Annotated in this window: 25 protein-coding genes; 6 read left to right on the top strand and 19 right to left on the bottom strand. The window is 62.0% G+C overall.

The window, feature by feature from the left end:
* Positions 1-12 precede the first annotated feature (12 nt).
* The 8 genes from AC1RWL_RS11845 to dusA form a co-directional block, all read right to left on the bottom strand.
* Positions 13-891 carry an SIR2 family protein gene (locus AC1RWL_RS11845; protein ID WP_493094656.1) on the bottom strand — a complete coding sequence of 293 codons (879 nt, stop codon included), beginning with the start codon at positions 889-891 and terminating at the stop codon, positions 13-15.
* Complete coding sequence (locus AC1RWL_RS11840; protein ID WP_493094657.1) at positions 891-1,994, bottom strand: ParA family protein; 1,104 nt, start codon at positions 1,992-1,994, stop codon at positions 891-893. Before AC1RWL_RS11840 ends, AC1RWL_RS11845 begins: the two co-directional genes overlap by 1 nt.
* A 437-nt stretch (positions 1,995-2,431) precedes the next feature.
* Positions 2,432-2,635 (bottom strand): hypothetical protein, encoded by a 204-nt coding sequence (locus AC1RWL_RS11835; protein WP_256115549.1) that lies wholly within the window; start codon positions 2,633-2,635, stop codon positions 2,432-2,434.
* Between the two features lie 37 nt (positions 2,636-2,672).
* Positions 2,673-2,927: a 30S ribosomal protein S21 gene (gene rpsU / locus AC1RWL_RS11830; protein WP_256115548.1), complete on the bottom strand. Its 255-nt coding sequence runs from the start codon at positions 2,925-2,927 to the stop codon at positions 2,673-2,675.
* A 45-nt stretch (positions 2,928-2,972) separates the two neighbouring features.
* On the bottom strand, positions 2,973-3,260 hold the full coding sequence (locus AC1RWL_RS11825; RefSeq protein ID WP_256115547.1) for a cold-shock protein: 288 nt from the start codon (positions 3,258-3,260) through the stop codon (positions 2,973-2,975).
* A gap of 131 nt (positions 3,261-3,391) precedes the next feature.
* Positions 3,392-3,601 (bottom strand): cold-shock protein, encoded by a 210-nt coding sequence (locus tag AC1RWL_RS11820; RefSeq protein WP_256115546.1) that lies wholly within the window; start codon positions 3,599-3,601, stop codon positions 3,392-3,394.
* Positions 3,602-3,894: 293 nt separating this feature from the next.
* Positions 3,895-4,470, bottom strand: coding sequence for a J domain-containing protein (locus AC1RWL_RS11815; RefSeq protein ID WP_493094948.1), 576 nt, complete (start codon positions 4,468-4,470; stop codon positions 3,895-3,897).
* 156 nt (positions 4,471-4,626) lie between these two features.
* The gene (gene dusA / locus AC1RWL_RS11810; RefSeq protein ID WP_493094949.1) at positions 4,627-5,691 is read right to left on the bottom strand and encodes a tRNA dihydrouridine(20/20a) synthase DusA; all 1,065 of its coding nucleotides are present in this window, start codon (positions 5,689-5,691) and stop codon (positions 4,627-4,629) included.
* 133 nt (positions 5,692-5,824) lie between these two features.
* Between dusA and AC1RWL_RS11805 the strand changes: the two genes are divergently transcribed.
* The gene (locus AC1RWL_RS11805) at positions 5,825-6,355 is read left to right on the top strand and encodes a gamma carbonic anhydrase family protein (RefSeq protein WP_493094658.1); all 531 of its coding nucleotides are present in this window, start codon (positions 5,825-5,827) and stop codon (positions 6,353-6,355) included.
* Between the two features lie 67 nt (positions 6,356-6,422).
* Positions 6,423-8,045, top strand: coding sequence for an endolytic transglycosylase MltG (gene mltG, locus AC1RWL_RS11800; protein ID WP_493094659.1), 1,623 nt, complete (start codon positions 6,423-6,425; stop codon positions 8,043-8,045).
* Between the two features lie 9 nt (positions 8,046-8,054).
* Here the strand turns inward: mltG and AC1RWL_RS11795 are convergent, their stop codons facing one another.
* Genes AC1RWL_RS11795 through AC1RWL_RS11785 form a run of 3 tightly spaced genes read right to left on the bottom strand, consistent with a single transcriptional unit; the run spans position 8,055 to position 10,217 of the window.
* A complete protein-coding gene (locus AC1RWL_RS11795; RefSeq protein WP_305110887.1) occupies positions 8,055-8,450 on the bottom strand; it encodes a Fur family transcriptional regulator in 396 nt (131 codons plus the stop codon).
* An 11-nt stretch (positions 8,451-8,461) separates the two neighbouring features.
* A complete protein-coding gene (locus AC1RWL_RS11790; protein ID WP_493094660.1) occupies positions 8,462-9,292 on the bottom strand; it encodes a metal ABC transporter permease in 831 nt (276 codons plus the stop codon).
* On the bottom strand, positions 9,285-10,217 hold the full coding sequence (locus AC1RWL_RS11785) for an ATP-binding cassette domain-containing protein (protein WP_493094661.1): 933 nt from the start codon (positions 10,215-10,217) through the stop codon (positions 9,285-9,287). The genes AC1RWL_RS11790 and AC1RWL_RS11785 overlap by 8 nt, the downstream gene beginning before the upstream one ends.
* 101 nt (positions 10,218-10,318) lie before the next feature.
* Between AC1RWL_RS11785 and znuA the strand changes: the two genes are divergently transcribed.
* Positions 10,319-11,335: a zinc ABC transporter substrate-binding protein ZnuA gene (gene znuA / locus AC1RWL_RS11780; protein WP_493094662.1), complete on the top strand. Its 1,017-nt coding sequence runs from the start codon at positions 10,319-10,321 to the stop codon at positions 11,333-11,335.
* A 269-nt stretch (positions 11,336-11,604) separates the two neighbouring features.
* On the top strand, positions 11,605-12,810 hold the full coding sequence (gene zigA, locus AC1RWL_RS11775; RefSeq protein ID WP_493094663.1) for a zinc metallochaperone GTPase ZigA: 1,206 nt from the start codon (positions 11,605-11,607) through the stop codon (positions 12,808-12,810).
* A 14-nt stretch (positions 12,811-12,824) separates the two neighbouring features.
* Here the strand turns inward: zigA and mgrA are convergent, their stop codons facing one another.
* The 8 genes from mgrA to AC1RWL_RS11735 all read right to left on the bottom strand — a co-directional run bounded on the left by mgrA (position 12,825) and on the right by AC1RWL_RS11735 (position 22,951).
* Positions 12,825-13,856, bottom strand: a complete 1,032-nt coding sequence (gene mgrA / locus AC1RWL_RS11770; protein ID WP_439627205.1) for an L-glyceraldehyde 3-phosphate reductase — start codon at positions 13,854-13,856, stop codon at positions 12,825-12,827.
* A gap of 274 nt (positions 13,857-14,130) precedes the next feature.
* Positions 14,131-15,264: a Gfo/Idh/MocA family protein gene (locus AC1RWL_RS11765; protein ID WP_493094664.1), complete on the bottom strand. Its 1,134-nt coding sequence runs from the start codon at positions 15,262-15,264 to the stop codon at positions 14,131-14,133.
* A gap of 11 nt (positions 15,265-15,275) precedes the next feature.
* Positions 15,276-16,037 (bottom strand): sugar phosphate isomerase/epimerase family protein, encoded by a 762-nt coding sequence (locus AC1RWL_RS11760; protein ID WP_493094665.1) that lies wholly within the window; start codon positions 16,035-16,037, stop codon positions 15,276-15,278.
* Positions 16,038-16,052: 15 nt separating this feature from the next.
* Entirely contained in the window at positions 16,053-18,512 is a 2,460-nt protein-coding gene (locus AC1RWL_RS11755; RefSeq protein WP_493094666.1) for a beta-mannosidase, read from the bottom strand.
* A gap of 200 nt (positions 18,513-18,712) precedes the next feature.
* Complete coding sequence (locus AC1RWL_RS11750) at positions 18,713-19,801, bottom strand: ABC transporter ATP-binding protein (RefSeq protein WP_493094667.1); 1,089 nt, start codon at positions 19,799-19,801, stop codon at positions 18,713-18,715.
* Positions 19,802-19,804: 3 nt separating this feature from the next.
* Complete coding sequence (locus AC1RWL_RS11745; RefSeq protein ID WP_439618990.1) at positions 19,805-20,683, bottom strand: carbohydrate ABC transporter permease; 879 nt, start codon at positions 20,681-20,683, stop codon at positions 19,805-19,807.
* Between the two features lie 52 nt (positions 20,684-20,735).
* A complete protein-coding gene (locus AC1RWL_RS11740) occupies positions 20,736-21,638 on the bottom strand; it encodes a carbohydrate ABC transporter permease (RefSeq protein ID WP_493094668.1) in 903 nt (300 codons plus the stop codon).
* A 77-nt stretch (positions 21,639-21,715) separates the two neighbouring features.
* Positions 21,716-22,951 (bottom strand): ABC transporter substrate-binding protein, encoded by a 1,236-nt coding sequence (locus tag AC1RWL_RS11735; protein WP_435267038.1) that lies wholly within the window; start codon positions 22,949-22,951, stop codon positions 21,716-21,718.
* Between the two features lie 436 nt (positions 22,952-23,387).
* On the opposite strand from AC1RWL_RS11735, the gene AC1RWL_RS11730 reads away from it, so the two are divergent.
* Both AC1RWL_RS11730 and AC1RWL_RS11725 read left to right on the top strand, forming a co-directional pair.
* Entirely contained in the window at positions 23,388-24,419 is a 1,032-nt protein-coding gene (locus AC1RWL_RS11730; protein WP_493094669.1) for a LacI family transcriptional regulator, read from the top strand.
* A 97-nt stretch (positions 24,420-24,516) separates the two neighbouring features.
* Positions 24,517-25,773: an MFS transporter gene (locus AC1RWL_RS11725; RefSeq protein ID WP_493158350.1), complete on the top strand. Its 1,257-nt coding sequence runs from the start codon at positions 24,517-24,519 to the stop codon at positions 25,771-25,773.
* Positions 25,774-25,823: the final 50 nt, after the last annotated feature.

The following is a 25,823-nucleotide window of genomic DNA, read 5'->3' as shown; positions in this document are numbered from 1 at the left end:
GATACAAACTCACTACATACCGAAGCTTTTCATTTCAGCATAAAGCTCGCTACGACGCCGATTAACCTGCTCCACAAGGTCATCAATATGCTTTGAAAGTTTCTCATGGTGATTTGACGCATCGTACGTAATAGAGACGAGCTTCCTTAAACGCTTATTAATATCTATAATTCTCTGGGATTTTCCGTCGGGCACAAATATATAATGCGGCCGTGCTTTTGAATATTTAAATGCGTAATTTTCCATTAACGACGTTATAGCCGGATCATCCATGGAAAATCCAACAAACAAAAATGTATAATTTAACAGAAGACTATCCAGAAAACCCAAATAAGCTGGGTTTGCGAAGGCAGATTTAACATACTGCGATCTGGAGAATACGACATTCTCCGCATCGTCTATGCTTCCGTGTATCTTTATTATATACTTTCTGCCATAGTCCTTCAGTATTCCAAAAGCTTTTTCCGGTATACCGGTAATAACAATTGGATAATGACTTGCACTTCCAAATTTATTCTCCCAAGCCACTTCTAGAATCTTATCAAAATTTGTTGTAAGAATAATCCTCTGATCAAGAAGAACCAACGCACGATGCAACGGCGATGGTTCAGCGCTTTGCCCATATTCGGCCATAATCAAGTTGGGCCATTCATCGGCGTGAGCTAGCTGAAGTATCTCACACGCCAAGAGATAATCTTTATCCAACACTAATTGCTTGACTTCTGCCGCAACACCCGGATCAATTCCTCGGCACGCATCGATCAGAAAAGTAGGCCACCCCTTCATACTCGGGCCTGCCCGGGTAGCAGCACTAGACGAGACTCCAGCCCCCAAAAACAAGACCACTTTTTGTCTAGCAAGATCATCAATTAGATCAGCATTGAACAACATTAATTTGATGCCACAATATTAGAGAGAAATTTCACTGCAATATTACGATATATCTCTCTGGCTTGCCTTCTTAGTTGGATGTACCCGCCTCCAACAGCGACATTAAATAAAGGCGCATTTTGGCTTTGCGAAGTCGGCGCAAGTCCACCAAGATGCCTAACTTCACCAAGATGCGGATCCAATTTTGAAACATCATAAAATGACGCCAAACTTTTCTTCACTTCGTCAGGTATAGTCTTATTAATTTCCTGATAAGCGAGGACGATCTTACGAGCAGGAGCGAGGTCAGTTCCGTCGGATTTATCTACGTCAGCGCCGCCAACTCTTTCCTTATGTTGCTGTGTAACATAACCTAGAAATTTAAGTTGTTGTCGTCTATCGAAATTCGGCAGTTCTGTGGGGTCCTCAGCGATATTTATTCCAGACCGCAAATCGCGTTGCCACACCGCTACGGTCTGTCCAATATTTCGGATCGCCCAGATCGAGAAGATATCTACCGCCATGGGAACAACGAAATAGTCTACCGCAAGTAATATCGATCTATTGATAGCACCCAATGCTGGACCCATATCGAAAAATACAAAATCATAATCTAGAGACTTTGCTTTACTAAGAAGATCCAAGAATACAAACGTAGTCTGGATACCTCTCATTCCGCCAGCTTTCGCATCACGCCAATCTTGAGCAAGCAAATCCTCCTGAAGGGCCAGTCTTGGATCCCCGATAACTAGGTCAAATCCGAATTTCTCTGGGCGCACTATTGGAAGACTCGAACTATATCCTTTCCCCAAAGCAAGGGGTTTTATTATACTATAAACCGAACTCGGATCGGAATTAGAATAAATATCAACAGACTTCTCATCCCCAAGCGTGTATTGAGTAAGGTTGCACTGAGGATCACAATCGACAATAAGTACTTTCGCGCCAAAGTTGAGAGATAATTCAGCGGCCAAATTTGCAACCAAAGTTGTTTTTCCGACTCCCCCCTTGTTGTTAAAAAAGCAAATCGCCTTTGGCCCCTTTCCTCTGGCTTCCTCAAAAAGATTTTTTTGCTCAACCGTTAACGGCAATCCAGCTGCAACGCTCCGCGATCTCTTAGCCATGTTCACTCCAAAATAATTCTCGGAACAGTTGCACAATGACAGATTCACGGCAACGCTAAATTCCTTAATTCTTCCGAGGCCCCGCCTAATCAATTTAAAACGGGCCTAAGCGTTTTCCTTGCCCCGCCCCCACGCCATACTCCCTTCATCACGCAGCGGGTACATCGCAAGGCGTTGCGACGAGGCGGGGCGGGGCGGGATGTAATTTTGCGTAAAAAAGGGCCTGCGGAGCGGCGGGGCGTCACTCGAAATCGATACCAAGCAAGGTGAGGTAGTTTTCGCTCAGAAATATTAATGGAGTGGAAACAGTGATAGCGTTGAGAACGCAGCGATCGCCGCGAGCCTTCCAACCAAAAAACGGCAAGAGCCCGGCTGTTGGGCCGGGCTGCTTGTCCGATGCACGTCGTATAGGGCCGAAGCCCCGTTCGACAGGTCTGTTACTTGCGCTTCTTGGTCGTCGGCAGGGGGGCGGGTTGGGCCGCCTCCTGCGCGATGCGCATCGCCCGCAACTTTTCCGTCTTCTTGTCGCGGGCGGCGGCTTCCTGCGCCACGATGGTCTTGGCGGCGGAATCGGTTTCCGCGGCCTTCGTCGCAGCGCTGACCTTCGTCGGCTTGAAAAACTGTTGTCGGGTCGCTGTCATCGCTTGCTCCTCTGCCGTCATCGTGACGTCGTGCCGATCAACCGGCTACGCGGCCCGGACCCGGGAGCGGCTTGCGCTTGGGACCAGGGATGAGGCCTTCGCGCTGGGCCTTCTTGCGGGCGAGCTTGCGGGCGCGCCGAACGGCTTCGGCCTTTTCGCGTGCGCGCTTTTCAGACGGCTTTTCATAGGCGCTGCGGGCCTTCATTTCGCGGAAGACGCCTTCGCGCTGCAGCTTCTTCTTCAGAACGCGGATGGCCTGTTCGATGTTGTTGTCGCGGACGAGTACCTGCAAAACATATCCTTTCCATCGCGGCCGTGCGGCCGCCGCTGATTGTGATTATTTGTTGACGCGAATGCTGGATGGCTTGAACCAGGGTTCGCTTCCCTTGGAGGAAGCGGACGCACTGCCGCCACTGCGTATTTCCACCGTATCCGTCGCTTCGATGTCGCTCGCGACGATCCGGCGTTCACACGTCTCGTTGCCGAGACGCACACGATATTGTGCCTCGCCGTGGTCGGACGGCAAGACCCCGACCACCCGGCAGACCCGTTCGCTGTCGGCCGATCGAAACAGATCGGCCTTGAGGGTGACCGTGTCGCCGATCGCAAATCGTTTCCGGCTCATGGACAACTCTCCGAACGTGATCAAAGGCGTGCATTCGAAACAAAAAGGCCGGGCTTTACCCCGACCTCTTCCTGTCGCTCGCCGTCTCGACTGCCGGTACATCCGTGGTCAGCCAAGAGGAACGACAATTCTTATGCGGCGCGCAGGTTGTCGGCCGAGCTCTTGCCCGACTTGCGGTCCTGAACGATGTCGTAGCTGACCTTCTGGCCTTCGGCGAGCGAGCGCAAGCCCGCACGTTCGACGGCGGAAATGTGAACGAACACGTCGTTGGCGCCATCATCAGGAGCGATAAAGCCAAAACCCTTGGTGCTGTTGAACCACTTCACAGTGCCTGAATTCATAACGATATCCTTTCAATCGTTGGAGAAAGCGACAAAACAGTCGCATGTAAATCGACGATGAGAGGAGATCTGACCGTGCCAAGAGGCGAGAGACAAAGGTCACAAGCAAAGTTCGATATGTGGGATGTAGGCTTTTATTCTGCCTTTCGCAAGGGAATTTTATCCGTTTAACCGGGCAAAGCACGGAAAATATTTGATAATCCCTCGTTTAATCAGGGAGATAGGCATCGAAATCATGGGCACGGAGTGCGGGTAAAGTGTCGGCCGCAACCGCCGTTCCGGCCACGATCACGCTACTCGGCCGCCTCCCCCTTGAGCGCCTCCACGGCGGTCGCGAGTTCGTAGGAATAGTCCTCCAGCATGGCATAGGCCTGCTCGATGGCGGCGATCTGGCCCTCGGCATTGCGAATCGCCTCGGCGATCGATTGCGAGCGGGCGCGCAGCATGGAGCCGAGGAAATCCGTGCCGGCCTTGCGGCCGAGCCGGTCGATGTGCTGGCGCACGCGGTTGCGGTGGCGTTCGAGCTCCAGGATGTGGAAGCGGCTCTTGACGATGTCGTCGGAGAGCTTGCGCCGCATGGCGGCCAGCGGATCGAAGCTGCCGGGCTCGCGCTCGTCGAGAATGACGTCGTTGACGAGCGGTTCCAAGAGCATCAGGCCCTTCAGGTCGCGCGGATCGGCGAGCTGCGGGTCGAAGCCGGTATCGTCGAAAACCTTGCGACGCACGGGATCGCGCAGCAGGTCGTAGCAGGCTTGGAGGCGGGAGAACTGGTCGGCATCGCCGCCCGAATCCGGGTGCACGCCCTTGGCGGCCCTGCGATAGGCGGTCTTGACCGCATTGTCGTCGGCATCGCGCTCTATACCGAGCATGGCGTAGGGATCGATCACGCGGCCACCTGTCCGTCTCTTAGCATTCGTCGTCTGTCCTAGTCCCGCATCCCTCGGCCATCAAGGGCGAAGCGGGAGGAAGTTTCCGACCCCGAGGGGACGAAATTGTGGTCGCGCCGGGGCGATGCACAGAAAGCGCTATTCCGCCGCCGCAGCCGTCGTCGCGCGGGCGGCGAGAACCGCGGAAAAGGCGGCCGAAATCACCTCCGGCCCCGCGCCCGGCTTGGTCGCATCGGTGGAAAGGATCTGCCGGTAACGCCGCACGCCCGGAAAACCCTGGAACAGGCCGACCATGTGGCGCGTCACATGCGCCACCCGCCCGCCATTTGCCACGACACGCGCGGCATAGGCCATCATCGCGTCGCGCACGGCTTCCCAATAGTCCGCCGGAAGGTCCTGCGGGCTGACAATCGTTTCAGAGGGCTGGTGGCCTTCCGGCGACAGCGGATGCGGGAAAAGCCCGTCCACGCCCGTCAGGACGCCACTGTCCTGATAGGCGGCGCGGCCAAGCATGACGCCGTCGAGGTTTTGCATCTCCTCGACGGCTTGATTCAATGTGTGAAGCCCGCCGTTGAGCCCGATGAAAAGATGCGGATTTTCCGCCTTCAGCCGGTGCACGAGACCATAGTCGAGTGGCGGAATATCGCGGTTCTCCTTCGGCGACAGGCCCTGCAACCAGGCTTTTCGCGCGTGGACCCAGACGGCATCCGTGCCGGCGTCCTGGATGCGCGAAACGAGGTCGCGCAGCGCCACCTCCGGGTCCTGGTCGTCGACGCCGATGCGGCACTTGACGGTGACGGGGATCGACACCGCCGCCTTCATCGCCGCCACGCAATCGGCGACGAGCTGCGGCTCGCGCATCAGGCAGGCGCCGAACGTGCCGGATTGCACCCGGTCCGAGGGGCAGCCGACATTGAGGTTGATCTCGGCATAACCGAACCCCTCGCCGATCCGCGCCGCCTCGGCGAGCTTTTGCGGATCGTTGCCACCGAGCTGGAGGGCGACGGGATGTTCTTGTGCATCGAAGCCGAGCAGCCGGTCGCGATTGCCGCGCAGGATCGCGTCGGCGACGATCATTTCGGTGTAGAGCAGCGCATTCTTCGTCATCTGCCGCGCGAACACGCGGTAGTGCCGGTCCGACCAGTCGATCATCGGCGCGGTGGCGAAAATCTTCGTCCCCGTGCTGACGGCCTGGTGGTACATCGTGCTGGCGCTGGCTCTTTCTGTCATGGCCGAGCTCATACTTCAAACGCGACGGAAAAACCACCCTCGGCCCTTTGCCTGCGCGGCCGGGCGGGTGCAGTATCGCCGGGAATCATCTTGGAGGAGAATGCCGATGCCGCTCTATGCCCTGGACGACGACCAGCCGACGCTGCCCGCGGGCGACCGCTACTGGGTGGCGCCGGATGCCAATGTCATCGGCAGGGTCGTTCTCGGCGAGGATGTCGGCATCTGGTTCGGCGCGACGCTGCGTGGCGACAACGAGCCGATCACGGTGGGCGCGCGCTCGAACATCCAGGAAGGCGTCGTCGTGCACACCGATCCCGGCAAGCCGGTGACGATCGGCGAAGGCTGCACGATCGGCCACAGCGCCATCATCCACGGCTGCACCATCGGCGACAATTCGCTGATCGGCATGGGCGCGACGGTGCTCAACGGCGCGGTGATCGGCAACAACTGCCTCGTCGGCGCCAATGCGCTGGTGACGGAGGGAAAGGTCTTTCCGGACAATTCGCTGATCGTCGGCGCGCCCGCCAAGGCGATCCGCACGCTGGACGAGGCGGCGCTTGCCGGCCTGAAGCGCTCCGCCGACAGCTATGTACGCAACTGGCAGCGCTTCAAGAAGGGGCTGAAGCCGGTCGGCTGAATAATCCGCCTTCCCCGACCGTCAGACGTGCAGCATGATAGGGTAGCCTCCGGGTTTTCAGGGGAGCATGGACATGCTTCTGCGCGCCGTCGTTTTCGTCCTTGCGGTCCTGCTGCTGGCGCCGGCACAGGCGGCGGTCAAGGTCGCGCTGCTCATCGGCAACGCGGCCTATGCCGACAGCGCATCGGCCCTTCGCAATCCGCCGAATGATGTCGCCGCGCTCAGAAGCGTGCTGGAAGCGGCGGATTTCGAGGTGACAGTGGTGGAGAATGCGGGGCGGGCCGCCATGTCGCGCGCGCTCTCCGAATTCTCGACAACTGCGGCGCAAGCGGAAATCGGCCTCATCTATTATTCCGGTCACGGCATCGAAATGAACGGCGAGAACTTTCTCATGCCCGTCGATGCGACGCTCGAATCCGATGTCGACGTGGAATATGAGACCGTGGCGCTCGGCAAGCTCGTTGATGCCCTTTCCGGCGTTAAAAAATTCAAGCTCGTGCTCGTGGATGCCTGCCGCGACAACCCGCTCTTCAGCAAGATGAAACGCCCCCTGACGAGGGGCGGCGCGACCAAGGGCCTCGCCCGGATCGAGAGCACGCAAAGCAACCTCCTCATCGGCTTTGCCACCTCGCCCGGCGAAATCGCGCTCGATGGCGAGGGAGACAGCAGTCCCTATGCCAGCGCGCTTGCCCGCCATCTCGTGACGCCGGGGCGCGAGGTCGAAGTGGTGCTGCGCTCCGTGGCCAAGGACGTCTTCGAAGCGACCAAGGGCAAGCAGCGCCCGTACATCACGGGCTCGCTCTTCGAAACGGTGATCCTCGGTCGTGAGGCCGAAGAGGCGCCGGCGGCCGTCGACCCCTGCCGCGACGCCGTGGTGCACTGGCAGGCGGTCAGTTCACGCGGCAACATGGCCCTGCTGGAAGAACATGTCCGGCTGTTTCCCTCCTGCGCGTTCGCGTCGCTGGCAAAGGTGGAGATCGAGGACCTCAAGAAATCCAGCGCAGACCAGGCAACGACTGAAAGCATCTCCATTGCGGCCGGCCTGACCGTGAAACAGGCCTTCGATCAACTGGCGCAGGATGCGCGGCTCAAAGGCAACCTGCCGGCGGAACTGCCGGCGGAGGGCGCGCTGATGCCCGGCACCTATGGGCTTGCGCGCGGCGCGACGCGCGCCGATGTCGTGCGGCAGATGCAGGCAGCGCAGGCCGAGCTCATCGGCCGGATATGGGCGGGTCGGCAGAAGGACCTGCCGCTCGAAAATTCCGAACAGCTCGTCATCCTCGCCTCGATCATCGAGCGGGAGACCGGCTTGCCGGCCGACATGCCGAAATTCGCCGCGGTCTTCGTCAACCGCCTCAACAAGGGTATGCGGCTGCAATCCGACGCGACGATGATCTATGGCCTCTTCGGCGGCGACGGAAAGCCCGTCGGCCGTGCGATCCGCCGGGCCGACCTCGAAACGAAGACGCCCTACAACACCTACCAGATCCCCGGCCTGCCGCCGACGCCGATCGCGCTTCCGGGGCAGGCCTCGCTTGAGGCGGCCGCACATCCCGCAGCGACGGATGATCTCTATTTCGTGCCGGACGGCAATGGCGGCCATGCTTTTGCGGCCACGCTGGCGGAGCATAACGTCAATGTCGGCCGCTGGCGCAAGCTTGCCGCCGAAACGCGGGTGAAGGCTGAATGAACCGGAGGCTCACGCGCAGCCGGCGCAGGTGCCGCGGATCTCGATCGTCGTCTTGCCGGTCTTGAAGTTGCGGTCCTTGGCAAACCCCTTCAGCCGGTCCTCGATCACATGGTCGTGGAATTCGTCGACCTTGCCGCAGGTCTCGCAGATCGTGAAAGCGGTAAGTCCGTGGGCGTGGCAGCCATCTTCCGGATGCGCGCAGGCGACGAAGGCATTGATGCTTTCGAGGCGATGCACGAGGCCGAATTCCAACAGCTTGTCGAGCGCGCGATAGACCTGCAAGGGCGCGCGAAAACCGCTGTCGCGCAGCTTGTCGAGGATCGAATAGGCGCTGAGCGGGCTGCCGGAATGCGAGAGCACATCGAAGACCAGGCCCTGGTTGCGCGTCAGTTGCTGTGTGGTCATGTGTTGCGTGGTCATGCCTGACCTCCCAGGCCCACGGCCGGCTGTTGGGTTGTGCCCGTCCTGGGCTTCGTCAGCAGGCTCAGGACGAACAGGCCGAGCGCTGCGACGACGATCGAGGGACCGGAGGGCGTATCGAATTTCAGGGAGCCGAACAGCCCGCCGACGACCGCAAGCGCGCCGATGACGGAGGCGAGCACGGCCATGATTTCCGGGCTGGTGGAAAAGCGGCGGGCGGTGGCGGCCGGGATGATCAGCAGCGAGGTGATCAGCAGGATGCCGACGATCTTCATGGCGATGGCGATGACCAGCGCCATCAGCAGCATGAAGGCGAGGCGCGCCCGTTCCGGCTGCAGGCCTTCGGCCTCCGCCAGTTCCGGGTTGACCGTCGAGGCGATCAGCGGGCGCCACATCCAGACGATGGCAAAGATGACGAGGATGCCGCCGCCCCAGACGAGGTCCACGTCGGCGCGCGTCACGGCCAGAATGTCGCCGAACAGGAAGCCGACGAGGTCGATGCGCACCCAGGTCATGAAGGAGACCAGGACGAGGCCGATCGCCAGCGTGGCATGCGACAGGATGCCGAGCAGCGCATCGGTGGAGAGCGTGCCGCGCTTCTGCAACAGCAGCATCAGCAGCGACACCGCCGCGGCGACGAGGAAGACGCTGATCAGCAGGTTGAAATCCAAGAGCAGCGACAGCGCAACGCCGAGCAGCGCCGAGTGCGCCATCGTATCGCCGAAATAGGCCATGCGCCGCCAGACGACGAAACAGCCGAGCGGCCCGGCGGTGATGGCAAGCCCCACGCCCGCGACCAGCGCGCGCACAAAGAAGTCGTCAAGCATCGCGGGCCTCCCCGGCCTGGCCAGAAGACGCCGGGCCGTGGTCGTGGCCGCAGCCGCAGTTCGGCCCGTGCGTGTGCACGATGCGCATCGGCCCCGCCTTGCCGCTCGGCAGAACTTGCGTGTGATGCCCGTCGCCCGGCCGGCAATCGTCGGTGATAGAGCCGTCGGCATGCTGCACGCGGCCGTCCGGCAGGTGCGTATGGTCGTGGTCGTGATTGTAGAAGGCGAGCGTCTGGCCGGCGCGGGCGCCGAAGAGGCGCAGATATTCCGGGCTCTGGCTGACGGCCTCCGGCGTGCCGCGGCAACAGACATGGCCATTCAGGCAGATGACGGTATCCGTCTCGGCCATCACGACATGCAGGTCGTGCGAGATCAGCAGGATGCCGCAGCCGGTCGTGTTGCGGATCGTCTTGATGAGATCGTAGAGGGCGATCTCGCCGGAAAAGTCGACGCCCTGCACCGGCTCGTCGAGAACCAGCAGGTCGGGCTTGCGGGCGATGGCGCGGGCGAGCAGCGCGCGCTGGAACTCACCGCCGGACAGGTGCTGCACCTCGGCGCGCACAAGATGGCGGATGCCGGTGGCGGAAAGCGCTGCGTCGATCTCGGCGCCCTTCAGCGGCGAGGTCAGCGTCATCAGCCGGTCGACGGTGAGCGGCATGGTCCAGTCGATCGCGAGTTTCTGCGGCACGTAGCCGACCTTCAGGCCGGCCTTGCGCTCCACCCTGCCCTCGTCGGCCTTCAAAACGCCGATCGCCGCCTTGGCGGTCGTCGACTTGCCGGAGCCGTTGGGGCCGATCAGCGTGACGATCTCGCCGGGTGCAATGGAAAATTCAACGCCGCGCACGAGCCAGCGGCCCTGGCGGCGCACGCCGACGCCGCCAAGCGAGACGAGCGGCGGGACGGTCTTGGTTGGGGTCTGCAGCATCACTTTTTTCCAAAGGCCTGTTGCCACCGGATATGGCACACGTTATAGCATAACGCAATTGATGTAATAACATTACATTCACAATCAAGACGGAGATCCCCATGCAAAAGGCCGTTCGCGCCCTCTTCCTCTCGACCGCGCTCCTCGCCGCCGGCCCCCTTGCCGCACGGGCGGAGGTGCCGAATGTGGTCGTGTCCATCAAGCCGATCCATTCGCTCGTCGCCGCGATCATGCAGGGGGTCGGCGAGCCGAACCTGATCGTCGAGGGGGCGGCCTCCCCGCATACCTATTCGCTAAAACCCTCCAACGCGGCGGCCTTGCAGGATGCGGACGTGGTCTTCTGGGTCGGCCACGGGCTGGAAGCCTTCCTGGAAAAGCCGCTGGAAGCGCTCGGCGGCAACGCGACGGTCGTCGAGCTGGAGGACGCACCGGGCCTCGAAAAGCTGCATTTTCGCGAAGGCGGGCCGTTCGAGGCGCATGAGGACGAGGGCGAGGAAGGCCACGAGCACGCCGCGGAAGGTCACGACCATAGCAAGGAGGCCGAAGAGGCGCATGCCCATGGCGAGGAAGCCGGGCACGAGGGCCATGAACATGGCGAATTCGACATGCATCTCTGGCTGAGCCCGGACAATGCCCGCGCCATCGCCGCGGAGACGGCAAAGGTGCTTTCCGAAAAGGACCCGGCCAATGCCGAGGCCTACAAGGCGAACCTCGCGAGCCTGAACGACAAGCTCGCCGCCCTCGACAAGGAGGTCGCCGAGACCGTGGCGCCGGTGAAGGACAAGCCCTTCATCGTCTTCCACGACGCCTACCAGTATTTCGAGCATCACTACGGCGTGCACGCCGCCGGCTCCATCACCGTCAGCCCGGAAACCCTGCCCGGCGCCGAGCGCCTGACGCAGATCCGCGACAAGGTAAAGACGCTGGGCGCAACCTGCGTCTTCGCCGAGCCGCAGTTCGAGCCGAAGCTCGTCAACGTGGTGATCGAGGGCACGCCGGCAAAGTCCGGCACGCTCGACCCGGAAGCCGCAACGCTGGAACCCGGCCCGGACCTCTATTTCACCCTGATGAGGAGCATCGCCACGTCTCTGCGCGATTGCCTCGGGCAGGCTAGCTGAGAGCGCGTTTGCAGGCCCTGAAACCGCGGGTTTCCAGGCTTTAGCTGGAGCGCAACGCCCGCCGCACTCTCCACGTCATCCTCGGGCTTGACCCGAGGATCCAGACGGCACACGCGGCGGTGGATGCTCGGGTCAAGCCCGAGCATGACGAAGGAGAGGCTGGCGGGCGTTGCCAAGCCCGGCAGTTTCTCTCCAGAAGAGCTACGGCGGGATCACCCCGCCTTTTTCAGCGCACCAAATGTAATAGTATAACATAAAAGGCAAACCGCATGGACAATCGCCTCCCCGTCACCGTGCTTTCCGGTTTTCTCGGCGCCGGCAAGACGACACTTCTCAACCATGTGCTCACCAACCGCAGCGGCCTGCGCGTCGCGGTCATCGTCAACGACATGAGCGAGGTCAACATCGACGCCGCCCTCATCCGCGATGGCGGGGCGGACCTGTCGCGCACCGGCGAACAGCTTGTCGAAATGACCAATGGCTGCATCTGTTGCACGCTGCGCGACGACCTGCTGAACGAGGTGCGCCGCCTCGCCGAGATGAACCGCTTCGACTACCTGCTGATCGAATCGAGCGGCATTTCCGAGCCGCTGCCCGTCGCCACCACGTTCGATTTCCGCGACGAGAACGGCCGAAGCCTGTCCGACGTCGCACGGCTCGACACCATGGTCACGGTGGTCGATGCGGCCAACCTGCTCAAGGACTACGGCTCGCAGGATTTTCTGGCAGAGCGCGGCGAGACGGCCGGCGAAGGCGACACGCGCACGCTGGTGGAACTGCTGGTCGAGCAGATCGAATTCGCCGACGTCGTCGTGCTCAACAAGGCCGGGGCGGCGAAACTCGACACCCTGCTCGCCGCCCGCCAGATCGTCGGCGGCCTCAATTCTTCGGCCCGCGTCATCGAGACGGATTTCGGCCGCGTCGAGCTTGCCGACATCCTCGGCACCGGCCGCTTCGACTTCGAGAAGGCGAGCGAACATCCGCTCTGGTTCAAGGAACTGCACGGTTTCAAGGACCATGTGCCGGAGACCGAAGAATACGGCATCCGCTCCTTCGTCTACCGCGCGAAAAAACCGTTCCACCCGGCCCGCTTCAAGACCTTCCTCGATGAAAGCTGGCCCGGCGTCATCCGCGCCAAGGGCTTTTTCTGGCTGGCGACACGCCCGCACCATGTCGGCGAGATGAGCCAGGCAGGCGCGCTGGTGCGCAGCGGCCGCCTCGGCCTCTGGTGGGCCGCCGTGCCTCAACAGCACTGGCCAGAGGACCAGGCGGCGCGCGAGGGTATCACCCGTGCCAGCGATCCGGTCTGGGGGGACCGCCGGCAGGAACTCGTCTTCATCGGCGCCGACCCGATGGATGAAGCCGCACTCCGCCGCAGGCTCGACGCCTGTCTCGTCGAGACCGAGACATTCGAGCCGGCGCGCTGGGCAAACCTGCCGGACCCCTTCCCCCTGTGGCTCCGGCAGGCCGGCTGATCAGGCGGCCACGCTCAGTCCCGTTCGGCCGATCTCGCCCAGAGATTGACGTCCGCCTCCCGGGCATGGACGTCGATCTCGGCCAGTTCCTCGGCCGTGAAATCCCGCTTTTCCAGCGCCTTGACGCAATCGACGATCTGCGACGAGCGGCTGGCGCCGATCAGCGCCGAGGTGATGCGCCCGCCGCGCAGCACCCAGGCAAGTGCCATCTGCGCCAGCGTCTGGCCGCGCCGTTCGGCGATCTCGTTCAGCTTGCGGATATTGTCGATGATCTCGGGACGGATGAAATCCTTCTTGAGGAAGTGGTTCAACGCCGCGCGGCTGTCGCCCGGAATACCGCCGAGATATTTCGTCGTCAGCATGCCCTGCGCCAAGGGCGAGAAGACGATCGAGCCGATGCCGAGTTCTTCCAGCGTGTCCACCAGCCCGTCGTCCTCGACCCAGCGGTTGAGCATGGAATAGCTCGGCTGGTGGATGATGCAGGGCGTGCCCAGATCCTTCAGGATCGCCGCCGCCTCGCGGGTTCGCTGCGAATTGTAGGAGGAGATGCCGACGTAAAGCGCGCGCCCGGAGCGCACGATATGGTCGAGCGCGCCGCAGGTCTCCTCCAGCGGTGTATCGGGATCGAAGCGGTGCGAATAGAAGATATCGACATAGTCGAGGCCCATGCGCTTCAGGCTCTGGTCGCAGGAGGCGATCAGGTACTTGCGGCTGCCCCACTCGCCATAGGGACCCGGCCACATATTGTAGCCGGCCTTCGACGAGATGATCAGCTCGTCGCGCAGATGCGCGAAATCGGTGCGCAGAATTTCGCCAAAGGCGGTTTCCGCCGTGCCGGCCGGCGGGCCGTAATTGTTGGCAAGGTCGAAATGGGTGATGCCGAGGTCGAAGGCCGTGCGGCACATGTCGACCTTGCGGTCATGCGGCGTGTCGTCGCCGAAATTGTGCCACAACCCCAGCGAAATCGCCGGCAGCTTCAGGCCGGAGCGCCCGACGCGGTTGTAGGTCATCGTATCGTAGCGGTTGTCCGCAGGCTGCCAGGCCATGGTACGTTCCTTTGCATGAATTGAGATGTGTGTCGTACCCCTGGCCGGGGCGCGTTCACAAGAGGCAAGGTCCCCATTTCCCCCAGACGGTGCCCCCATCGATCTCCCCCCTTGAGGGGGAGATGCCCGGCAGGGTAGAGGGGGGTAACGTTTCGGCAAAAGTCGCCGGTGCCAACTATGCCGCGCCGTCGCCACCCCCCTCTGTCGCTTCGCGACATCTCCCCCTCAAGGGGGGAGATCAACGGGAGCAAGCGGGACGGACAAAAAAATCCGTCTACCGCAGCAACGCCCGCGCCTCTTCGATACCCAGCGCCTCCGGCTGCGTGCAAGTCGTCACGATATCCACCGCCCCGCCCTCGTCGGCGGAGCGCAGGATCGCCGTTAGCACGTCGATCGTGTGCAGCGAGCGGTCGAGCGAGCAGCGATAGTCGCGGCCGGTCGTTACCGCTTCCATCATGTCGGCAAGACCGATGCCGCGGTAGTTGGCCTGTGTGCCCCAGTCGAACTGGTAGTTCTGGGCTGTCAGCGGGTGATCCCAGACCTCCACTTCCTTCGGCTCGCGGTCATTGCCCGCCACTTCCACCGTGCCGCCAAAAAAGTTCGGGTCCGGCACGAAGACGGCGCCGTCGGTGCCGTAGAGCTCCATGTTCTGATGGCGGTGCGCCCAGACATCCCAGCTCGACATCAGCGAGATCTGCGCCCCGCTGACGAATTCCAGGATGGCGTGGATGTTGGTCGCGACGACCACCGGCAACGCCTCGCCCAGACGCGGGCCATTGCCGATGATGCGCTCCTCGCGCGCCCTGTTGGCGAGCGCCACGACGCGCTTCACCGGCCCGACGAGGTTGACGAGGTTGTTGACGTAATACGGCCCCATGTCGAGGATCGGCCCGCCGCCGGGCGCGAAAAAGAAGTCCGGGTTCGGATGCCAGCTCTCCATGCCCGGCCCGAGCACATGCGCCGTGCCGGACATGATCTTTCCGACGCGCCCGCTATCGATGAGATGGCGCACGAACTGGTGCGAGCCGCCGAGATAGGTATCCGGCGCCGAGCCGACCTTGAGGCCCTTGGCATCGGCGATGCGGCGCAGGTCCTCGCCCTGTTCGAGCGACAGCACGAAGGGCTTTTCCGAATAGACATGTTTGCCGGCTTCGAGCACCTTCTTCGACACCGGATAATGCGCCTCCGGCACCGTCAGGTTGACGACGACGTCGACGGCGGGATTGGCGAGAAGCGCGTCAATCTCCTGCGCCTCCACGCCGAACTCCTCCGAGCGCGCCCGGGATGCGGCCGGGTTGATGTCGGCGCAGGCGACGAGCTTCAGGTTCCTGAAGGTCGGGATCAGTTTGAAATAGGCGCCCGAAATGTTGCCGCAGCCGATGATGCCGACTCCGTATTCCTTTGTCATATGCTCAGTCCTCAGAATGCCTTGATGGTGGCGATCGAGCGGGTGGCAAGCCGGGTAATGTCCTTCGGATTGTCATGCTCGACGATGAAATGTTTTACCGGCGTGCCGGCGAGCGCCTTGGCGAGATCGGTCCAGGCAACGGTGCCGTGGCCCACATCCGCCCAGCCGTCTTCATCGGCATTCTCGCCCTTCGGCGCGATGTCCTTAACGTGCACGGCGGTGATGCGGTCGCCGTATTTCTGGATCCAGGCGAAGGGATCGGCACCGCCGCGGATGATCCAGGCGATATCCGCCTCCCAGGTGAGGTCCGGCCCGCCGGCAAAGAGGTGATCCTGCGGCACGGTGCCGTCTTCAAGCGCGAAAAACTCGAAATCGTGGTTGTGCCAGCCGAAGGTAAGCCCCGCCTTGCGGATCGGTTCACCGGCCTTCTGCAGGCGTTCGCCGAGCGCGCGCCAGCCGGCGGCATCGGTCGGGCGGTGCTCCGGCAGGAGATAGGGGCAATAGACCGCCTCGATGCCGAGCGTGCGGCAGATCTCCAGCACGCGACCGGGCTCAGCCTCCAGCATGTCGAGGCTGAAATGGGCCGTCGGCATGGTGAGGCCGTTGCGGTCGAGATCGGCCTTCACCCGCTGGATCGCCGCATCGTCGAGCTCGGCATAGAGGGCGCTGTAACCCTCGACTTCCTTGTAGCCGGCATCGCCGAGAATGCGGAACACTTCGGCGAAGGGCTGGAAATTGCGGGCGCTGTAGAGCTGGAAGCTGACCGTCTGCATGAATGTCTCCTCGTATTATGCTTGAAGGGTCTGGCAGGAATGAAGATCGAGCCAGTGGAATTGGGGAACCGCGCCGCTTGTCGCCGGCGTGAAGATCACAGTCTTCTGTTCGCCCGCCGTGAGGTCGAAGGCATTGTCGGACCAGCGGCCGGCGACGTCCGCCTCGATCATGACGTGCAATGCAAGGCCGCTCGCCGATGCGGTGACGGCAAAGCGGCCGTCGTCGCGCGGCGACACGTCGAGCGTCAGGCCGGAGGCTTCGAGGTCGAGCGCCTTGTAGTTGACCGCGACGTGATGCCCCTCGCCCGTCATGCCGTTCGAGGCCGTGAAGGACCAGAAGAGCAGCGTGTCTTCCGGCAGGTCGGCGGCGAAGACGGAGAACAGCATTTCTGCCTTGTCCGGTCCGCATTGGCCTTCGGCGCGGCGATAGGGCCGGCGCTCGCCGGAAAGCGAGAGGAGCCAGGTATCGAGCGTCACCGTCACCGGCTCCGAGGTGTCGTTGACGACGGAAAAGCCGATGGTCTCGCCGTCCCTGGACGGGATCGCGGCGACCGCCACGGGCTGGAAGAAGCGGCGCACCATATAGTGCATCGCCTTCCAGCTGCCGCCATAATCGAGGCTCGACCAGGAGGCGACCGGCCAGGTGTCGTTGAGCTGCCAATAGAGCGTGCCCATGCAATGGGGTTTCAGCGAGCGCCAGTATTCGACAGCGGTGCGGATGGCGAGGCCCTGCTGGATCTGGCTCAGATAGACGAAGCTCGCGAAATCCTTCGGGAAGCGGAAGTAGCGGAACATGGTGCCGGCAATGCGCTCGTTGCCGCCGGCATTCTTCTGGTGGCTCTCCATCACCGGCGAGGCGATGTTCATGTCCTTGGGCTCCGCAAAGGTATTCATGACGGGCATGGAGGTGTAGGACTGGAAGCCGAATTCCGAGCAGAAGCGCGGGCGCACGGTGCGGTAATTGTCGAACGATTTATTCTCGTGCCAGACGGACCAGTAATGCATGTCGCCGGAACCGTCGGCATGCCAGGCGTCGCCGAAGTCGAGATAGCCCGATGCCGGGCTCGACGGCCACCAGAGGGCGCCGGGGGCGGCCTTCTTCATCGCCACTTCGATGGTGCGGTTGAGGCGATCGTAGGACACGAGGTAGCGGTCGCGGTTCTCGCGGCTGACATCGAACCAGGTGAGCGCACCGACGAGCTCGTTGTCTCCACACCACAGCACGATGGAGGGATGCGAGGCGAGCCGCTTGACCTGGTAATCCACCTCGGCCGTGACATTGTCGAGGAAATCGACGGTCGAGGGATAGAGGTTGCAGGCGAACATGAAGTCCTGCCAGACCATCAGGCCCATCTCGTCGCAAAGATCGTAGAACCAGTCCGGCTCATAGAACCCGCCGCCCCACACGCGCAGCATGTTCATGTTGGCGTCGACGGCCGATTGCAGCAGGTCGCGCACGCCGGCGGGCGTGATGCGCGAGGGTAGAGCGTCGGCGGGAATCCAGTTGGCGCCGCGGCAGAAGATTTCGCGGCCGTTGACCTTCAGCGCAAAGCGGCTGCCGGCCTCGTCCTTGTCGGTGATCAGCTCGACCTGCCGCAGGCCGACGCGGCGCACGACGGTCTCAGTGGGCGTCTCGACGCGCACCGCATAGATCGCCTGCTCGCCATGCCCCGCCGGCCACCAGAGCGCTGGCTTCTCGATACGGAACATGTGGGTGAGCTGCGTCTCGCCGGCGCTGATGCCGATATCGAGACGGACGCGCTCCTCGCCGAGCGCGAAATGCACCGGCAGGATGCCCGGCTCCTCGGCATGGAACGTGGCGGTCACGTAGAGGTCAACCGCGCCACCGGCATGGTGGAACTGCCGCGTCGTGACATGCTCGATGCGCGCCACCTCCAGCTTGCGCAAAAAAATCTCGCCGTAGATGCCGAGCGGCGCGATCGCGATGTTCCAGTCCCAGCCGAAATGGCTTTGCGGCTTCCGCAGCATGTTGCCGTTCGGGATCGGCGAATTGCCGGTCGACCAGGGAATGAAGAACGGCTGTTCCGCCTGCCGTGCGGCACCCGCCGTTATACTCGAATGGATGACCACCTTCAGCCTGTTCTCGCCGGCTTTCAACGCGTCGGTTACGTCTGGCCGGTAGCGGCGGAAGCAATTGTCGGTGTCCTGCACCAGCACCCCGTTGACGTAGACGGACGCGACCGTGTCGATGCTGCCGATATCGAGATACCAGCCGCCCTCCAGCATTTCGGGCGCGACCTCGAACGTGCGCTCGATCGCCCAGCCCTTCTCCGCCACCCACTGCACGTCCCGCTCGTTGCGGCCGGCATAGGGATCGGGGATCAGGCCGGCGGCCAGAAGCGCGCTGTGCACGTCGCCGGGGACACGCATCGGTGCTGCGTGTGCGGCGTCGGTGCTGGCGAGCTGCCAGGTGCCGGAGAGGTCGATGGCGGTGATGTCGGATGCTTGGGTCATCGTGTGTCTCTAGTGTCTGTCCTTGGGGTGCTACCCCCCTCTGGCCTGCCGGCCATCTCCCCCTCAAGGGGGGAGATTGGATGGGGTGAACGCCCCACTCCTCTCTAGCGTTGCACCGGGGATACCGCCCTGTCCTCCTGCCTATCTCCCCCCGGGGGAGATGGCCGGCAGGCCAGAGGGGGAGCCTCAAACGCAACGCCCTAAATCCGCTCCTCCGTCCCCGCATCGAACAGCGACGCTAGTCCCATGTCGAAGGACAGCGTCACCGCCGTGCCCGGCGCAAAACGCCGCGCCCCGCCAACGCGGACCGACATCGTGTGGCCGGCATGTTTCAGCCAGAGCAGGTTGTCGGCACCCATCGGCTCCTCGATGTCCACCGTCGCCTGATGGGTCTCGGCACCGGCGGCATCCTCGTTGACCTTCACATGCTCGGGCCGCACGCCGAGCACGACCTTGCGGCCCGGCTGGAGCCGCTCGGCCGCCTTGTAGCCATCGAGCGAGAAGTCAACGCCGTTCACCAGGAACACCGGCTTGCCGCCCCGCTCCGCGATCTCGCCGCGCAGAAAATTCATCGACGGCGAACCGATGAAGCCGGCGACGAACATGTTGCGCGGCTCGTTGTAGATCGTGTTCGGATCGGCAAGCTGCTGGATGACGCCGCTCTTCATGATGGCGATGCGGTCGGCAAGCGTCAGGGCCTCGATCTGGTCATGGGTGACGTAGATCATCGTGTTCTTCAGAGACTGATGCAGCCGCTTGATTTCCACGCGCAGCTCCGAGCGCAACTTGGCATCGAGGTTGGAGAGCGGCTCGTCGAACAGGAAAACATCGACGTCGCGCACCAGCGCCCGGCCGATCGCCACGCGCTGGCGCTGGCCGCCCGAGAGTTCCGAGGGTTTACGCTTCAAGAGCGGGCCGATCTGGAGGATTTCGGCAGCGCGGGCGATGCGCTTCTCGATCTCCGGCTTCGCCATCTTGGCGACCTGGAGGCCGAAGGAGAGGTTCTTCTCCACCGTCATCTGCGGATAGAGCGCGTAGGACTGGAACACCATGCCGATACCGCGGTCCTTCGGTTCCTCCCAGGTGACGTTCTTGTTCTTGATGAAGATCTGCCCGCCGGTCGGCTCCAGCAGGCCGGCAATGCAGTTGAGCAGGGTCGACTTCCCGCAGCCGGACGAGCCGAGCAGCACGAGGAACTCGCCGTCGCCGATATCGAGATTGAGGTTTTCGAGCACGTTGACCGCGCCGAAACTCAAAGACAGGTCCTTGATGGAGACTGATTTCTGCATGGCTTAACCCTTGACTGCGCCGGCGGCGATGCCGCGGACGAAGAGCCGTCCCGACACGAAATAAACGATGAGCGGAACCGCGCCGGTGAGCAGCGTTGCGGCCATGTTGACGTTGTATTCCTTCACCCCCTGGACGGAGTTGACGATGTTGTTGAGCTGCACGGTCATCGGGTAATATTCCGGCCGGGTGAACACGACGCCGAACAGGAAGTCGTTCCAGATGCCGGTGATCTGCAGGATCATCGCCACGACGAAGATCGGCAGCGACATGGGCAGCATGATACGGAAATAGATCTGCCAGAATCCTGCCCCATCGATGCGCGCCGCCTTGAACAGCTCTTCCGGCAGCGACGAGAAGTAGTTGCGGAAGAGCAGCGTCAGGATCGGCATGCCGAAGATGGTATGCACGATGACGAGTCCAGTCAGCGTGCCGTAGATGCCCATTTCGCGCAGCACGATGACGATCGGGTAGATCATCACCTGATAGGGAATGAATGCGCCGACGATGAGGATGGTGAAGAAGACATCCGCGCCCTTGAACTTCCAGTTGGCAAGCGCATAGCCGTTGACCGAGGCGACGAGGATCGAGATCAGCGTCGAGGGAATGGTGATGCGCACCGAATTCCAGAAGCCGCGCGAAAGGCCGTCGCAGTTGAGGCCCGTACAGGCACTCGCCCAGGCCTTGGCCCAGGGCTCGAAGGTGATTTCCAGCGGCGGCGAGAAGATGTTGCCGAGGCGGATTTCCGGCATGCCCTTCATCGAGGTGACGACCATCACGTAGAGCGGCAGCAGATAATAGAGCGCGGCAATGGTGAGCGTGCCGTACAGCATGATGTTGCGGCCCGAGAGCACGCGGCGGGGTTTTGCCCCGTAGGGTTCGATACCGGCCTTGGTGGCGGCGGCAAGCGCCGGGCCGGCCTTGAGAACAACGCTGTCAGACACGCTTGCGCCCTCCGAATTCGAGATAGGCCCAGGGCACGATGATGATGGCGACCGTGACGAGCATCATGGTGGAGGCGGCAAAGCCCTGCCCCAGGTTCTGCGCCTGGAACATGTAGTCGTAGACGTATTTTGCCGGCACTTCCGACGAGATACCCGGGCCGCCGCTCGTCTGCGCCACCACGAGGTCGTAGACCTTGACGATGCCGCTCGCGATGATGACGAGCGTGGTGATGAAGACGGGGCGCATCATCGGGATGATGATGAAGAGATAGGTCTTCCACATCGGGATGCCGTCGACGCGCGAGGCCTTCCAGATGTCCTCGTCGATGCCGCGAAGGCCCGCGAGCAGCAGGCACATGACGAGGCCCGTGCCCTGCCAGAGGCCGGCGATCAGCACGCCATAGATGACGATATCGGAATTGTAGAGCGGATCGAAGGCGAACGTCTCCCAGCCGAGCGAGCGCACGACCGACTGCACGCCGAATTCCGGGTTCAAGATCCACTGCCAGACGAGGCCGGTGACGATGAAGGACAGCGCGAAAGGATAGAGGAAGATCGTACGAAAGGTGTTTTCGAAGCGGATCTTCTGGTCCATCAGCGCGGCGAGCAAAAAGCCCATCACCAGGCTGAAGATGAGCGTCAGGACGCCATAGATCGCGAGATTCTGGATCGACATGATCCAGCGCGGCGCATCCCACAGGCGCTCGTACTGGTCGAGGCCGACGAAATTCGCCCGCGGCAGCAGCTTCGAATTGGTGAACGAATAGACGACCGTCCACACCGTGCCGCCGAGAAAGATGACGATGGCGGTGAGCACCATGGGAATGGAAGCAATCTTGGCACTGAGATTTCGCAGCAATTTACGGGGTCGACCGGTGTGTACCTGGCCCGTCATGGGTCACTCCTCCTTGGTCTTCGATCAGGGGTGAACGACGCCTGCCAACAGCAGGCGCCGGCGTCACGCGACCCTGGTCAATCCGCCGAAGCGATGATGTCGGCGAAACGCTTCTGGGCGTCTTCCGGCGTCATCGATGCATTGGCGAAGAATTCGGAGAAGAGGTCTTCCTTCTGCTTCTGGCTGTCAGCCGAAAGCAGCTGGTCGACCCATTCGACCACATTGCCCTTGGCAAGGATGTCGAGACCCTTCTTCATGCAGTCGTTGGCGGCGGCGAGGTCGACGTCGCCGCGCACCGGCAGCGAGCCCTTCTTCAGGTTGAAGGCGACCTGCGCCGTCGGGCTGACGAGCGTGGAGGCAAGCACCTCCTGCGCCTTCGATTTCTCCTCATCCTCAAGGACCGGGAAATAGAAGGCATCGCCACCCGTCGCGATCACTTCGTTCACGCCAAGGCCCGGAAGGCAGGAATAATCCTTGCCGGCAACCTTGCCCGCAAGCGCGAACTCGCCCTGCGCCCAGTCGCCCATGATCTGGCCGCCGGCCTTGCCGGTGATGACCATGTTGGTCGCCTGGTTCCAGTCCTGCACATTCGTGCCCTTGGACAGGCGACGAGCATCGTCGGCCGCCTTGAAGACCTTGGCCACATCCGCACCGGCCGCCACCTCGGCGTCCTTGTCCTTGTAGACCTTGTAGAACGTGTCCTTGCCGCCAAGCGCCAGCATCAGCACGTCGAAGGCGCCAGCCGCCTGCCATGCCTGACCGCCGACGGCGAGCGGAACGATCCCGGCCTTTTCAAGCGCCGGCCCAGCGGCGACGAACTCGTCCCAGTTCTTCGGAACGGCGACGCCGGCCGCCTCGAAGGCGCCGTTGGACAGCCACAGCCACTGCCAGGAATGGATGTTGACGGGCACGCAATAGATCTTGCCGTCGATCGTGCAGCTGTCGAGCAGGCCCGCCGGCTTGATGATATCCTTCCAGTTCTCGCGCGTCGCGACGTCGGTCAGGTCACGCATCAGGCCGGCTTCCACCAGCTCCTCGGCCTGGCGGCCGTGGTTGAACTGGGTTGCGGCCATCGGGTCGCCGCCGGTGATGCGGCTCACCATGATCGGACGCGCCGTGCCGCCGGCGCCGGCGATGGCGCCATCGACCCATTTGTTGCCCGTGGCGTCGAAGGCCTTGGCGAATTCAGCGACCGCCGCGGCCTCCCCGCCGGACGTCCACCAATGGGTCACTTCCAGATCGGTCGCATGGGCTGCGGCGAACGGCAGGATCACGGTTGCTGCCAGCATGGCAGCCAAAGAACGGATTTTCATGAGTCTCCTCCCTCACTGAAACGTTGCAGTAAAAACGTAACCCAATCGATTTAATCGCGCAACCGGGCAGCGATCACAAAAACAAGGTTTCTTGTGAAGCAGGGATTTTTGACTCCGAAGAGCATCATTTTGCTCTGCACAAACTGCCGCCTCGCAAAGCATCAATGCCAGATCAAATATTTGTTTTTATTTATATAATTCTAAAATCAAAGTAACGAACCAGGAGCGCAATTTCGCAACCGCATAAATTATCGCTTTGCGGCGCAACGCGGGCTCAAGCGCGGGTTGCCGACAGCCCGTCGAAAAAATCCCCTCGACAAAAGACCTGTATCGTTACAGTTTTACAGGCACTCCCGGTAAGGAGTGGCGGGGCGGGTTAAAAAATGTATAACCGGCCCACGGGGCACAGGCGTGGCAGGCAGGGGATGGACAGACGATGAGCGAGGGCCAGGCGACAGCGCTTCCGCCACCGAACGAACGGCCGACGCTGAAGACGATCGCCTTCATGACCGGCCTCGGCATCACCACCGTGTCGCGCGCGCTCAAGGATGCGCCTGATATCAGCGCCGAGACGAAGGAGCGCGTGCGCCTCGTCGCCCGCCAGATCGGCTACCAGCCGAACCGCGCCGGCGTGCGGCTTCGCACCGGCAAGACCAATGTCATCAGCCTGATCCTCAGCCTGGAAGAAGAGATCATGGGCCTGTCGAGCCCGATGGTCATCGGCATCTCGGAAATCCTTGCCACCACGCAGTACCATCTCGTGGTGACGCCCTACCGCGCACAGGGCAATGCGCTGGATCCCGTGCGCTACGTGCTGGAGACGGGGGCCGCGGACGGCGTGATCATCTCGCGCACCGAGCCGAAGGACCCGCGCGTCGCGCTGATGATGGAGCGCAACTTTCCCTTCGTCACCCATGGCCGCACGGAAATGGGGCTGACCCACCCCTACCACGATTTCGACAATGAACGCTTCGCCTACGAGGCCGTGCGAAAACTCGTGGAGCGCGGGCGCAAGCGCCTCGTGTTGCTGCAACCCCCGCCGTACCTGACCTTCTACCTGCACATGCGCGCCGGCTTCGAAAAGGGCATTCGCGATTTCGGCGCGACCGCGCTGCCGTTCAGCCAGGTGAACCTCGATACCAGCCTCGTCGACATCCGCAAGGCGGCGGAGACGATGCTCGACGGCCCCGACGCGCCGGACGGCATCGTGTCGGGCAGCGGCTCCGGTGCTGTCGCGCTCGTCGCAGCGCTGGAGGCGAGCGGCCGCAGGCTCGGCCACGACATAGACCTCGTCTCCAAGGAATCGCACATGCTGCTGCAATGGCTGCGGCCCGAGGTCGTGACCATGCGCGAAGACATCCGCCTCGCCGGTCGCGAACTGGCAAAAGCCGTGATCGCCCGCATCGAGGGCAAGCCGCCGGCCGAGCTCCAGACGCTGAGCTATCCGATCCCGACGGACGCGGCCTGACGCATCGTCATTTCTTGCTGTTGCGGATTGCCCGTTTTTTGGGCACCGCAAAGCCGTCGCTTGAATCGAAACGCTCGCGACTGGCAGACGAGGAGCGATGATGCCCGACGAAAAACAAAGATTGAACTACGTGCTGTTTCTCGTTGCAGGCGCCGGCCTTGTGAACGTCGCGAGAGCGATGACGCTCTCCTTCCTTGCCATAAAATTGCACCAGGCCTTCGGCCTTGGGCCGGCGATGATCGGCATGCTGCTGGGCATCGGCCCGCTCGTCGGGGCGGTTGCGGCTCCGTTTGCGGGATCGCTGTCGGATAAGGTGGGACGCAAGACCGTGCTGACGCTGACGCTGCTTTCCATGGCGCTTGCCTTGGTTGGCATGGGGCTCGCCGAGACGGTCATCGCCTTCTGTATCGCCCAGGTCGTCGCGGCCGTCGCCATTGCGATCAACGAGCCGATTTCCCGCGCGCTGATGAGCGACGTCTGCCCTGAACCGATGCGGCTCAAATATTTCTCCTGGCGCTACATGGCAATCAATTTCGGCTTTGCTGTCGGCCCGCTGATCGGCATTGCGGCCGGTGCTGCTTCTACGACGCTCTTCATTATTGCCGGCATTGTCTATGCGCTGTTCGCGCTTGCCCTGCACCTGCTGAACGTGCCGCTGCACCGCAGTGCAGCCGAGCAGGCTTCCTCGCAGAGAATATCGATACTTCAGAGCATCAAAACAGCGATCCGCGATCCACGCCTCGCCTTCTTCGTCGGTGGCGGTACGCTGTTGGTCGCCGTATACGGCCAATGGTCGGCAACGCTCGCTCCCTATCTTTCCGGCAGCATTCCGGGCGGCGTGGAGATCTTCGCCTATATCGTCTCCATCAACGGCGCGGTCGTCCTGATTGGAAACCCATTTGCCCGCCGATTCATCGAACGTGCCGGCGCACTCAATGCTCGCATTGTCGGCTGCCTGCTTTTTCTTGTCGGCGAGTTGGGCTTCCTCGCGTCAAGCGGCCTTTGGGGCCTCGCCATCGCAATGGTCATCTTCACGATAGGAGAAATTCTGGTCGTGCCATCCGAATACATGCTGGTCGACGGCATCTCGAACGACCACAACAGGGGCAGCTATTTCGGCGCCCATTCTTTCTCGACCGTTGGCAACTTCGTTGGCCCGACCTTCGGCGGCCTCATGCTCGGCGCTTTCGGCGGTCCCGGCATGTTCCTTCTTTTCGCAGGCTTCTCGATTGTGAGCGCCATCCTTTTTGCGATCGGCACGAGAATGCCGCCGCCCAAGGGCTCGGCCCAATCTACTTTGGCGGCCGCATCCGGCCTCGTAGTCGGACCCCGTCTTCGCGGCGTCTACGCCTGACGCCGTCAAAAAACACCCGTCACGCAAAAAGGCCCGGTCTCTCGACCGGG

The sequence above is a fragment of the Shinella sp. GW821-FHT10F02 genome (assembly GCF_058809275.1).
Note: the sequence above shows the minus strand (reverse complement) of the source record. Positions and strands in the feature narration are given on the sequence as shown.